Origin of the sequence: Bacillus oleivorans, assembly GCF_900207585.1 — a bacterium.
Lineage (GTDB): Bacteria > Bacillota > Bacilli > Bacillales > JC228 > Bacillus_BF > Bacillus_BF oleivorans.
In genome coordinates this window covers 737,539-751,037 of sequence record NZ_OAOP01000001.1, presented here as the reverse complement: position 1 = coordinate 751,037, position 13,499 = coordinate 737,539, and the positions used below count along the sequence as shown (strand labels likewise).

8 protein-coding genes are annotated in these 13,499 nt (G+C 38.8%); 1 reads left to right on the top strand and 7 read right to left on the bottom strand.

What is annotated here, in order from left to right; genetic code table 11:
• Window positions 1-120: 120 nt before the first annotated feature.
• Window positions 121-2,640: a phosphodiester glycosidase family protein gene (locus CRO56_RS03415; RefSeq protein ID WP_097157170.1), complete on the bottom strand. Its 2,520-nt coding sequence runs from the start codon at window positions 2,638-2,640 to the stop codon at window positions 121-123.
• Between the two features lie 455 nt (window positions 2,641-3,095).
• Complete coding sequence (locus CRO56_RS03410; protein ID WP_097157169.1) at window positions 3,096-4,340, bottom strand: polysaccharide deacetylase family protein; 1,245 nt, start codon at window positions 4,338-4,340, stop codon at window positions 3,096-3,098.
• Between the two features lie 409 nt (window positions 4,341-4,749).
• Here CRO56_RS03410 and CRO56_RS03405 point away from each other — a divergent pair, with 409 nt between their 5' ends.
• On the top strand, window positions 4,750-5,700 hold the full coding sequence (locus CRO56_RS03405; RefSeq protein ID WP_097157168.1) for an immunoglobulin-like domain-containing protein: 951 nt from the start codon (window positions 4,750-4,752) through the stop codon (window positions 5,698-5,700).
• 57 nt (window positions 5,701-5,757) lie between these two features.
• On the opposite strand, the gene CRO56_RS03400 is transcribed toward CRO56_RS03405, so the two are convergent.
• The 5 genes from CRO56_RS03400 to CRO56_RS03380 all read right to left on the bottom strand — a co-directional run bounded on the left by CRO56_RS03400 (window position 5,758) and on the right by CRO56_RS03380 (window position 13,497).
• Window positions 5,758-7,071 (bottom strand): S-layer homology domain-containing protein, encoded by a 1,314-nt coding sequence (locus CRO56_RS03400; protein ID WP_142305183.1) that lies wholly within the window; start codon window positions 7,069-7,071, stop codon window positions 5,758-5,760.
• Window positions 7,072-7,366: 295 nt separating this feature from the next.
• Window positions 7,367-9,520 (bottom strand): 5'-nucleotidase C-terminal domain-containing protein, encoded by a 2,154-nt coding sequence (locus CRO56_RS03395; protein WP_097157166.1) that lies wholly within the window; start codon window positions 9,518-9,520, stop codon window positions 7,367-7,369.
• A gap of 480 nt (window positions 9,521-10,000) precedes the next feature.
• On the bottom strand, window positions 10,001-11,344 hold the full coding sequence (locus tag CRO56_RS03390; RefSeq protein ID WP_097157165.1) for a hypothetical protein: 1,344 nt from the start codon (window positions 11,342-11,344) through the stop codon (window positions 10,001-10,003).
• 132 nt (window positions 11,345-11,476) lie between these two features.
• On the bottom strand, window positions 11,477-12,238 hold the full coding sequence (gene fabG / locus CRO56_RS03385; protein WP_097157164.1) for a 3-oxoacyl-ACP reductase FabG: 762 nt from the start codon (window positions 12,236-12,238) through the stop codon (window positions 11,477-11,479).
• Window positions 12,239-12,336: 98 nt separating this feature from the next.
• Window positions 12,337-13,497, bottom strand: a complete 1,161-nt coding sequence (locus CRO56_RS03380; protein WP_097157163.1) for an acyl-CoA dehydrogenase family protein — start codon at window positions 13,495-13,497, stop codon at window positions 12,337-12,339.
• Window positions 13,498-13,499: the final 2 nt, after the last annotated feature.

Genomic DNA, 13,499 nt, shown 5'->3' with positions numbered 1-13,499 from the left:
AACTGCTTCTATTTTTTCCTCTATGTTAAATTTAGACATATAAAAACTGCACCTCCAATTGTTAGTTGTGTGTCTAACAATTGGGGTGCAGTTCATCAAGGAGAAGTGGCTCCAAAAATATTAGTTAATCTTAAACTGCATCGTATATTCATTCTTCATTGGAACGCCTTTGCTGGATAAGGTGTATTTGGTTACGACCAATTGATAAGTCTTTCCTGATGTGTATCCGCCAGTTGGTGCTAAGACTTTTACACTTTTTCCGTCAGCCTGAGGCTGGACTGTAACATTAGCACGGTTTCCGTACTGATCTTGGACATAAACGGTTGCTTTATTTAATGTCTTTGTATCCATTGCTGTGTTAAATTGAACCGTCCAGTCTTTGTTAGCAGCTACTGCCTTTGCATCAGAGCTTGGCTTAAAGTATTCGACCTGTCCCGCGGTTTTGAATACCTGTAATCCATCAAAGTAAATGCTTCCCTTGTTCTTCTCTGCTTGAGAGGTTTCAGCTACATACAGCTGTTTCACTTGGATTGGTCCTTGAATGGCAGAAGGAATTGGTGCGGTTACAAACTTCCATCCATACCAGTTCAGCCCGTTATCTTGGGTAAAATCAAGGCGATATTCTTTACCTGCTACATCTGTAACAAGACCTCTTAACCAGTGATTCTTGCCATCACCGTATACCCAAACCCCTACATAAGAAGGCTGGCCTGAGATTTGCAGTGAATTTGTCAGGTTTAAGTAAGCAGCGGAAGTATCTGCACCTGTATTTCTGAAATCATAATCCAATCGAATCGCCTTTGATCCGACTTTAGCAGTTAGATTTTGTTCAACGGCCACACTTGCTGTCGCACGGATTTTATCAGCTGTCATTCCTGTTACCGATTCAAAGTCATGCGGAAGAATAGCTCCATTCACGACTTTTACTGGTATCACAACTGACTTGGTTCCATATGTTGCAGTAACAGAGCCAGTACCAGCTGTTGTACTTGCTGTAAAGTTTCCGGATTGATCGATTGTACCAATATTTCCTTGTACAGACCATGATACGGATGCATCGTTAAAAATCAATGGCTGATTGGTTGAAGTAGTGGCAGTTGGTTTTAGACGTTGTGTCTGACCAGTACCAATCGTAATTTGAGACGGATTAACCCCAAGAGTTCCCACTTCAGATACTACTTCTACCGGAACTGATGCAGTTGCATTTTGATAGCTCACTGTAACAGTGCCTTTTCCGGGCTGATCTGCAATAAACGTGTTTCCTTCCATATGACCAATTCCATTAGAAACCGTGTATTTCACATCAGCTAGATTATAAGTGGTAAGGTTATTAAAATATTGGTCTAGCATATAATCAATGTTTATATTGACTGAAGCACCTACAGCCAGCAATCCAGGTTGAGCTTGAGAAGCCTTAATTGTATGTGCCTGACCATAAGGAGCTGTACTGATGGCTTCTAGGATAGCTGATACCCTTCTCTCGGTCCCATCTGACGGTTTGTTAACAAGGGTTGGGTATGTCTGTCCATACTTTCTTGTTACCATGGCAGTTGAGCCGCCACCGTCTAAGTTCAAGGCATACTCAGCACCTAAACTGACCAAGTATTGAGCAAATTCAGTTAAGGTCATACCTGCACTATGTCCAGCTTGCCGTCCATCCACTGTTACCAAAAACACTTTTTGACCGTTATTTGAAACGGCAACAGCAGTATGAGGATTTCTTTGAGTTACTCTTGGACTAGTTGGATCAATCGTCATATTGACCTGACCGTTTTGAACTAACAATGGTCCGCTTGCAAGCATAAAATCGGAATTCTTCCACTTATCCTCGACATCTATACTTATGCTGATTTCGTCTCCAATAGCTAAGTCGCGAATGGCGTCAACCGCAGTTCCTTGAGCGGAGATCACATATCCATCTTCAGGAATCGTTGCACTCGTATATTGGCCATAAGGACGAATACTGGTAACTTTACCTTTAACAGACTGACCAAATGGAAGATTATGATCAATCGATTGTTCTAAGTTTCTCACAACAATCTCCAGCCCATACGGATTGGTTCTAGTATGGTCGTAAGAATATGCTTTTGTAAAAAGAATACTTTCATTCGTGTTTCGTTCACGATTTAATCCTGTAATCGGATATGTTTTTCCATGGTGAGAAATTTGAATATTCAAGTTGTATGTACCAATTTGCGCGATTCCGTCTTGATTAATTCCAAAAGCTGCGGGTTTATACATATAATCTGTATAGCTTGAAGATACAGCTCCTAAGTTAACAATCTCATTATCTACTGCTAACAGGTACGCGGGTAATTGTGTATCGCTGTGGAAAAAAGAAGCATTAACAGCCCCAACCACATGATGCTGAATCTGAGTATCTCTTTTAGCTAAAGATGTAACGGTTTGCAAGGAATTCAACGGGTTTGGAATCCCAACCTTTAACTGAGTATAAGGATTTGTTAAATCTACCTCCAAAACGTTAAAAAACTGATCATTCCCAGATACTACCTTCTTCTCTTGAGAATGTTTGACACCAGGCGACAGTTGCAGCGACTGTGCTCCTGCGGCCGTACTTAATGGAACTGCCATTAAGAGAGCACACAAGAACAGGATTACTAGTTTTTGAGTCTTTCTCATTGTTGTATTCCGCCCCTTTTTTCTTTTAAACTCCCAAATTCCTAATTTTGGATACTACTAAATTATAACTGATTTCGACAGGAAAGGAACCCTTTCGACAGCATTTTTATATCCAACTTTTTTCCTGAATTTTTTAACTATAAAGATATAATTTACCATGTAAAGAAATATGTCCCTTACTGTGAAACTCTTGCATATTTAACTTGTATTATCCTCCTCCCACTGGTACAATAAATATGTAAAACCTGTTTTGTTTTAAATGATAATACGAAAGAGCGATGAGTCTGGGTTGTTTGGCCAAAAGGAAACTTGCTTCTCTTAGAGGCGAGTTTCTTTTTGTTTTGTTAGGCTGCACGCTCCCGAAAATCACATATTGTTTGACGATTTCACATTGAAAAAGTTACAAATCTTTTAAACTAAAAAAAGAAATAACCCACATCAAGCAGGTTATTCCTTTAAAACGTACCCTCGATCTTTTTGATGAAATAATGGAATGGATGACTCTGTGCAATCCCTTGCCGAGGAAGCTTCATTTTCTCCATTCCTAATTGAACATAGCCTGGTTCCGTAGTAAAAGCCATTGAAATCCCGGAAGTAAGACTAGCCGAAATAGCCTCATCATCATACTGTCCCCAAGGGTAGGCTAAGTATTTGACTTCACTAACGTCATTGACAGCCGCCGATTTGTTAATCTGGATTTTCCCAAGTTCTAAGTCAGCGATAATCGCACTTTCTTCAAACTCAATCATATATGGATTATTGGTCTCCTTTACCCGCAAATGCATCATGTAGGTATGGTGCTGGTGCTCAAGGATATCGCCAGCTTCATTCATTTCTTTTAAGCCCATATACTGCAAGTAGGCAGGATCCCACGGTTCGGCAGCCTGGCGAATACGAATACCGATGGCAAAGTTAACCGCATGAAATCCATGCTCTCTTAAGATAGGAACCGCGTATTGATAAACCGATAAATAGCCATCGTCAAAGGTCAGAACGACTGTATTTCCTGTTAGATTGGCTTCGTTATTCAAATAATCCTCAAGCTCTGATAATCCGATTGTCCGATATCCGTGCTTTGCTAAGTATTCTACCTGTTCTTGAAATTGTTCAACTGCGATAACCATTTGATTACCGGTCCACAGATGCAAATCCTTATTTTCGACCATATGATGATACATTAAAACGGGAATCCCAGGGTCTGGTTTAACAAAATTAGGTTTTGCTGAAATATAACCGAGACGTCCCCCAATGTGAACACGATAGTAATCTCCGACTTTTTCAATTATAGGATAGCGCATATTTCTCCCTATTAATGCAAAACCCCCTGCATCTCCGATATTCTGAAATACTGTCACAGGACGCTGAGTAATAATCACCGTATTACTATTTGGCTGAATCTCATGGTTTGTAAGCCCTACATCGGTTTCTACGCCATCAGTCTTAAAAAAATAAGCCGTATGATTTCCAAACTTAATATAATAATAACTTTCATCTTCAGAGACTATTATAAAAACTTCATCTTTTACAAGTTTCCCGACTACTACCTGTTTTCCGTTAATATCATCATAAAGTATTGTGTCTTGAATGACTTGAACATAACGTAATTCATTTGCATTTACCTGATTATTAAATAAAAAGAATCCTAGTAAAAAAAATACAAAAAATAAATACCTAATGAAAAACTTTTTCTGTCTGATCAAAATGCCCCTACTCCCTTAGATGCTATTAGCTCTATTCATCTATCTTTTTTATGATTGGTTTATATTTGAAAGATTACCATTTTACTATTCATATATCCTAATTATACCAAAGGGATAGTTCATTTTCACTAAGTAAGTCGAATTTTGTAGAATTCCTGTTGTATTAATCATTTTCTTCCGTGATAGTACTCTAGATCTATGTACCTAATCGAAATCCATCCGACTGTAATTTTTAGAAGCATTAGGGGGTATGAGTTTGAGATTTTTGTTTTCAATTTTAATAACTGTAACCATCGTTGTTGTTTTATTCGTTCAATAAGTCTTTGGACCTCATTTACATTTCAAAAGTAACTTCATTGTACTAAATCCGTCTGTTTTTAACAGACAGGATTTAGGAGGGAATAAAAGATTGAAAGTTAAAGTTTTTACGATGGTTTCTGTGGTTTTGGCTTTATTTATAGGGGCAGTTTTGTCGGAGTCGATCATTGGGGATGAACAAGTTCTTCAGGCTAATCCTAGTAGTTCAAGTAATCCAGGGAATCCAGGCAAGCCGGAACATACTGATAATCCCATTGACCCCGGTAATGCTGAAGTTACTTCGTTTATCGGGGAATATCAAGAACCCATTTTAAAAGACTTTTTCACATTCATTCGTTCAAAAACACGCTGGGTACGTGATGGGGAACTGCAGCTTAAACCAAATGAGGGTTATTTTAATAAACAAGATATAGAAGGTTTTGGTCCTGTTACAGACAATTATAATGAAGTTGAACCTGGTGGGACTGTTTATTATTATTTACCAGAGCTTCCTCAAAATCATAAAATCAAACTAGAGCTCTCTGAACATAGTCACAAAAGGGAAGTTATTTCAGTTTTAGAAGAGAAATGGTTTGATGAAGCAGGAAGGATAGAAGTGAATGTACCAAATGAGTATGGAAAATTATTAGTTTTTAAAATGGAACTCTATGATGAAAAGCAACAGAAGAAGGATATTTTAATGATCCCGTATTATACTTCTTTTAAATCCGTTAACGCCAGTCTGGCCATTAATAAATCTGAGTACAAACAAGACGAAACCCTCAGTTTATACTTAGAAAATTGGGGGCCAAATCATATTTCTCATGGCGAAGGTTACGGACTTCAAAGACAGGAAGGAAATCAATGGGTTCCTCCATCTGAAGAAGAATTCAAGGCGATTTTTAATGCTATTGCTCTACAAACTTCCCCATACGAAACATACGTGCAGCATATAAATTTAGAAAAATTAAGACCTGGGACATATAGGATTATCAAACCATTTAGCACCGTAACATCCGAAGGCATGATTTCACTTTCAAGAACCTTCACTATCTTGCCATAATGAAAGAAGGGTCAGCTCTAAATTGGTGAGCTGACCCTAAATCTTTTTTATAAGAGATTAGGCTGCGGGTTCTGTTTCAACTGATGCTTCTTCTGCCGCTTCTTTTACCTCTTCAAAACCTGGCTGTAAAGGCAAGGTACTTATTTCCACTACTTCAATTTCATCCCATGCTTTAGCCTTGAATTCAGCATCTGCAGAAATTAAATTGTCAAGTACTGGGCTAAAATTAAGGGTAGGCATGTCTTCAAAACCTGAAGAGTTTAATCCTATTGCTTGACCGTATACATTCACAATTGGTCCGCCAGAGCTTCCAGCCACAACTTCGGAGTTATACTCGATCAATTTGTACATTTTCCCTTCATATTCAACGTCATGAATCGCTAAAACATTTCCTTCTGATTGGACATATTCAGGAAACCCATATGGCAGTCCGAAGCTATAGACTGTTTCAAACTCAGTGATTTGTTCAGAAGAAGCCATTGGAATAGAAGGATAAGGCAGGATATATTCCGGCTTTAATAGGGCTAAGTCATTGTCGATGTCTGAAAATGCAACTCCTTCAACAGCATATTCCACACCATCTTCTGTGTAGATATAGACTTCATCCCCGCCAGCTACAACATGATAAGCAGTTGCAATTAAGCCGCTTTCCGTAATGAAACCTGTACCATATTGTAAAAGTTCACCGTCTTTGTATACATCGACTTCAACGGTTCGTTCTGACCAAACACTCAATTCTTCAGCAGTCATTTCTGTTGGCGTATATTCTGGTAAAAAGATTGGATTGATCGCACGTGCTAAAAACGCAGCAAAATCCATTCGTTTCATTCCAGTATTAGGACGATAGGAACCATCATCATAACCTATTGTGAACCTGTGAGCAGCTACAGTAGAAATAGCGCTTTCGAAACGATGGCCAACGGTATCAGAGAATGCTTTCCCATTAGAACCTTTTAATCCATATGCATTCGTCAAAATTTGTGCCATTTGACCGCGTGTTAAAGTCTCATACGGACGGAAGGTGCCATCTTCAAATCCATTCACAATCCCGTTTTCCGCCGCAAATTGGATCGCTTTAAATGCCTTCATGCCTTCGCTGACATCAGAGAATGGATTTTCACCAGGAACATAATCAGATATATCAAATGTATTCATTATCATAATGACGGCTTCTGCGCGAGTAAGCGTTCGGTTTGGCCCAAATGTTTCCGAATCGTAACCAGAAATAATCCCATTTTCTGCTAAATATGTGATCTCAGATTGAAAAGTACTTACATCTTTAAAATTAACAGATGAAGTTTCAGCCTGTACTGGGTTTACAAGCAATAATGTAAAAATAGAAACTAATACATAAAACCATTTTTTGCTCACGTTTCTTTTCTCCCTTTCAATTATACTTAACACTTGCAATGATATTGTAATAGATTCTTAAAATAAAAGATTCAAGTAATATTTGGAATAAAAAGAGAAAAATCAAAATTGAAACCAATATGCAAAAAGTCAGGTTTTGTAGGAATGTCGACCTACTAGCGCTAGTAATTTTATATTAAAAAATTTACCATTTTACGTCAATATGTATTTTTATGAAATATTTAGAATTTTAAAAAGGCAAAAACAGCCTACCATCCATAAGAATGATAGACTGTTTTATTAGATTTCCTATCTATTAGTATTGAAGAAATTCTGCAACGATTGAAGCAGCGTCGATTCGTTTTGTTAACGCTTTTGGAGCAAACTTTTCTTCACTAAAGCCGTTTATGAGACCTAGTTCATAGGCTGCATCAATGGCTGCTTGGAAGCTTGCATTTGTCATGCCAAGATCCGTAAATGGTGCTTCTTCCTCGGCCACATATGGTTCTTCGTTGACTAATTCAAAAGCACGCATTAACATCGCAACCATTTCTTCACGCTTAATGCTGTCAGCTGGAGCAAATTCAGTTTCAGATTTACCAAATACGATACCAGCTTCATAAGCCGCTGCAATTTCCCATTGCATCTGTTCATTCAAGTAACCAATATCCTTAAATGGTGCTTCTTCTTCAGCATAAATGCCTAATCCACGAACTAACATAGCTGCAAACTCTGCACGTGTTACATTACCGTAAGAGTTAAACTTAGTTTCAGACGCACCGCTTACAACACCCTCGTTGTAAAGGAAATTAACATCCTCCACAGCACGGGCAGGTACATCTGTAAAGCTTGGAAGAAGTTGAACTTCAGAGATACGTCCCTCAGCTTCATAGGTTACAGGTTTTGGAAGAGACTTCATATAGTTGATAGTAGCATCTAAATCAGTTGGGCCTTCTTCATAAGTTCCGCCCACTACATCAACAATTCCGTCGCCATCCCACATATAGTTGTTGATAACGATAGAGTACTCAGCATCTTCATCAACTGGAGTTCCGTCTGGAAGCAATAAATCTACTACTTCATCATATCTTTCGCTCCAAGTGTAAGTGAAGCCAGAGATCGAATAGTCAGGTCCGTACGTTTCAGAAAGCTGGTTATTCATGATTTCACGTAGTTCAGCACCTGTAACGTTAAATTTCACTAAATAGTTACCGAAGGGCTGAACTGCATAAAGATCACCATAAGTGATTTCACCAGCAGGAAGATCTGCACGGATTCCTCCACCGTTCATTAAAGCGAAATCCGCATCCATTTCTGCCGCCATACCATCTGCAATAAGGTTACCTAGCGCATTGTCACCAACTTCTCCAGTTGTCGCATAGCCGCCTTCGATTGCAGCAGCTGTATCAGTGATATACTCATTTTCAATCGCTGCTACTTTTGTTTGGTATTTTTCAATAATTTCAAGTACACCTGGATCTGCTGTTACTCCTTCGATATCAGCGTAAACCACTTCAGCAGTACCGCCAACGATGTCTCCAGTTGCAGGGTCAATCTCTAAATCTACATCAGAGAAAGCTTTACTGTATTCATAAGCTTGGATAACTAATTTATTATCAATCTCTCTAATTACCTCTTCGTGATTGTGTGCTGCAAAAATAACGTCTACCGCATCGTTAACATGATTGGCAATGTATGCAGCGTTGTCAGTGTAGTTATCACCAGTGCCATCTTGGCTAACTGGGTTATGAGCTAAAACGACAATTGCTTCTACACCGGCAGCTTGTAGCTCAGATACATATTTGTTAATAGCTTCTACTTCACTCTTAATCTCTAAATCTTCATTTCCTGTTTTAACAATCATATTAGGAGTTTCAGTCGTTACGACCCCGATAAATCCAATTTTAACGCCGCCAACTTCTTTTACGGCATACGGATCAACTAATAGTTCACCCGTTGATTTACTGAAAACGTTCGCTGCTACAACAGGGAAATTCATACCATCATAATTAGGATCACCGTTTGGATGTGCTCCACCATTGATCATACGTTGCAGTTCAGCAATACCTTCATCAAATTCATGGTTTCCAAGTGTACCCACATCAAAGCCCATTTCTTCCATGATTTCAACAACCGGTTCATCTTGGAAAGCACCAGAGATTAATTCACTTCCACCAATCATATCTCCAGCATGGACAAGTAAAGTATTAGGATTTTCGGCTTCTCTTTCTTTAAAATAAGAAGCTACATATTGCAAACCGCCAACCTTTTCTTTTACACCATCACCGTCATAATCTTCTTCAAACGTATTGTTAATACGCCCGTGAAGATCATTTAAACCAAGTAATTGAACTTTAACCGTTTCAGCAGCATCAGCAGTCGATATACCTGCTGGTGAAAAGAAAGTTCCGACAGCTAATGTTGTTAAAGCTGCTAAACTAACAACTCGTTTACCGAATCTTTTAATCATCGATTCATTATCCCCCTATATGTAGTCAGAATTCACAACGGTTTTATTATAGCAAACCATTTTTAAAAGAATATATAATTTCTGTAAATTCCTATAGGTAAATCCGACCATTTTTGTTTTTAATACAGGAGAATGTTCGTGTATTATAGAAATAGGGGAAGCATCTTTGACGGTTCTGAGCATGGGAAAGTTTTTTGCGGACACCAGTTCCGTTATTTGCGTCAAAACATGTGGTTTTCTGAAATTAAAGGACACTCGTTCCTTTATTTTGCTATTTAACCACAATTTTTTGTTGATTTTCCTTGGATAACGGATTGTATGTCCTATCCCATCTTTAAAAAGTGGGATTTAATCGTAATAACGGATCCTATGTCCGCTAGCACCGTCTTATGGCAGCTGCGGAGCACCCAGCTTCTATCGGACACCAGTGTACGCGACTCAACTAGACATTCCTCACTCTGTGGATTTCTTTCTGTTATTTTAAATCCAATTCAAAAAATAAACATACACAAAAGCCATGAGAGTAACGGATAGAAAGTAAATACCATTCCACCTGAAAGCAACTGTCACCCCGTTTTTTTGAACACATTGGCTGATGATAATATTTAGGGCATTTAGCGGAGAGATGGCGGCAGAAAGCATCCATGTAAAAATGCACATAAAGGCCACACTTGCTACTGCTATATTAGGTATTTCTGCAAAATTCAAAGAGGTTAGGATTAATGGAATGACAATGATTTGGTGTACACCCAAACAGGCCATAAAGGTAACAAACAGAATGATAAATAAAAATAAAAGACCTATCGATTGACTGGCTGACCATTGCGTGGTCCTCTCCAACAGCAGTTTTACAGGTGTATGGGAGACAGCATTCCCGAAAAGTCCTGCACTTAAGAAAAGACAAATCTCCATTTTCTGCGAAAGCATTTTAGTCTTATAGAGGGAGATTTCTTCCTTTACTATACTTTTTTGATTTCTTAGAATTACCCAGCCCGCAGGAACCATAATACAAACAATGCTTACCAGAAGCAGCATTGATTTTTGAAATATCTGCTCCAATAAAATTAAAAGTATAACGAGTCCTATCACAAATCCAATGAGAATATAAATATCTCTTTTAGAGCCCTTCTTCGCTGGTGCTAATACCTTTTTTGTCTCAACTGTAACTGCCTCTTCAACAGGATCCGGACGGAAAAGAAAGATCCCCACAGCCATTTGCATGACTGCGAATAAAACACCGACAGCCACATAAGACAAATAAGTAATATCTAAATAAAATAAAACAATCCCCACTGAAGCAAAAAATGGTGACCAAATAACGGCAGGAGTAAAACCAACAATATAGGACCTTGATAATAATTTGGATGGAAATTTTATACTTTCCACAAATCCATGTACAATCCGCAAGGCACCCATATTTAAGATGGGCGCCAGGGTTAACATAAACGAGCTTATTCCATAGAAGGTGTTTCTTGGATTATTTTTTAACTCTCTTAAATAAAAAATAACTGTGTTAATGACACCTTCTTTGTTTAACGGAACTGACAAAAGCGGGGCTAAAATAAGAATAGATAGCAGTGCCATATTTTGAGTGATTCCTTGAACCAGATGAACTCCATGATCTCCAACTGTATAGTGTATAAGAACCCCAGTAATGAAAAGACCTAGCGTAAATACCCTGCCCTTCCATTCCAATGAAGGGAGCAGTGCGAAAAAAGTGGCAACAGCCACAAGATTGAAAATAAAACCAATATACATACTTGGTACAAATGCTTCAAGGATATAAAGAAAACACATACTCATTACGAGCGAAAAACGTATCATTTTGTCCCTTCTCTTCTTCAGCTTAAAGCTTTTTAAATGAAACAGTCAGACTCTTTGCGTTAGATCACATCTGTCAGTGGCAGGTTTACACCCTCTTATGTGCTATGATCCAATGCTTTATCTAGTGACCTCCTATGCTCTTGGTCCGCCGGCAACATATAATACCTGGCCGCTTATAAAAGAAGAATCAGGACTAGCAAAGAAGCTTGCAGCCTGTGCAATATCCTCAGGTTTACCCGCCCTATTTACCGGAATTTGTTTGACTTTTACTTCAATTAACTCATTAAATGATATACCGAGCCGATCCGCAACAGCTCTTGTCATATCTGTCTTTATAAACCCTGGCGCAATGGCATTTACTGTAATATTGTACTTCCCAAGCTCGATAGCCAATGTCTTCGTAAAACCCTGGATTCCAGCTTTGGCTGCAGCATAATTGGCCTGCCCCCTGCTTCCCAAAGCTGAGACAGAGGATAAATTTATGATCCTCCCATACTGGTTTTCAACCATTAATTTCTGGGCATATTTACTACAAAGAAAAGTCCCTTTTAAATGGACATTGATTACATTTTCCCAGTCCTCGGAACTCATTTTAAACAATAGATTATCCCGGATAATCCCTGCATTGTTGATTAAGATATCTGCTTTTCCATACTTCTCTTTCACACAAGTAAAAAGCTCTTGGACAGACTGTTCATTCGTAATATCGGCAACGATTGCTTCAACAGAAAGACCTTCCCCCTTCAATGCGTCACAAGTTTCATATAAAGAACTTTGATTAATGTCAACTATAAAAACATGTGCTCCTTCTGAGGCAAGCCTTTTAGAGATTTCTTTGCCAATGCCTCTGCTTGCACCTGTCACAACTGCCACCTGATTTTCAAGGGTATTCATGCCTTCGCTCCTGTCTATAAAATCCCTGTCGAACCGCTCAAGCTGTTTCTCCTATTCGGATTCCAGACTGATTCAACAAAATATGGCTGTATCAATCCTTACACCCCCACATATGAAGATTCACGCTTAAGTTCATGGGCTATGATATTACGTTGAATTTCAGAGGTACCTTCATATATTTTTGTAATTCTCGCATCACGATAGTAACGTTCAATTGGATAATCTCTCATATATCCAATACCGCCATGTATCTGCACTGCTATATCAGCCACCTTGTTATAAACCTCGGAAGCAAATAATTTTGCAATGGCTGCTTCTTTTACAACCCTCATTTTTTGGTCGGTCATCCATGCAACTCGATACGTGATGGATCTAAGAACCTCGATCTGCATGCTTATTTCTGCAAGCATATGCTGAACAGCCTGATTTTCAATGATCGGCTTTCCGAATTGTTCACGTTCCTGAGAATATTGTAAGCAATGGTCGAGAAGCTTGACACAAGAGCCCAGGTTTCTTGCAGCCAGACCAGCGCGGCCATTAGCGAGAATTTTTAGAGCATTCATATAGCCTTGACCTTCAGCTCCAAGGACATTTTCTGCAGGGACCTCCATATTTTCAAAGAATAGCTCCGCAGAATGGGAGCCTCTTAAGCCCATTTTTTGTTCAACTTTTCCAAGAACAAATCCTGGGAAATCCTTTTCAACGATAAAGGAAGTAATACCCTTTGCTCCTTTAGTCCGATCGGTTACAGCCATAACTGTAAAAACATGTCCGTCGACTGCATTTGTAATATAATGTTTGGAACCATTTAGAATATATTTATCACCTTTTTTAACGGCTGTCGTTTTTAATGCAGCTGCATTCGAGCCTGCGCTCGGCTCGGTTAAAGCAAAAGCACCAATCCATTCACCAGTAGCCATTTTCGGCAAATACTTTTGCTTTTGTTCTTCAGTTCCAAGCTCAACTATTCCAACGGATCCGATTCCAGTGTGTGCCCCTATCAATGTTGTATAGCCATTGTGCGTTTTTCCAAGTTCTTCATAAATTGCACACTTTCCGACCATGTCCAGGCCGAGTCCGCCATATTCTTCGGGAATACTTAAGCCGAATAGGCCCATTTCCTTTGACATCTCTACCAGCTTCTCAGGTATCATGTCCTTTTCCTCAATTACCATCGCCAAAGGTTCTGCTTCCTCTTTTACAAATTTCCGCACATTATCTTTTAAAAGCTTAATATCTTCTGAAAAACTAAAATCCATTT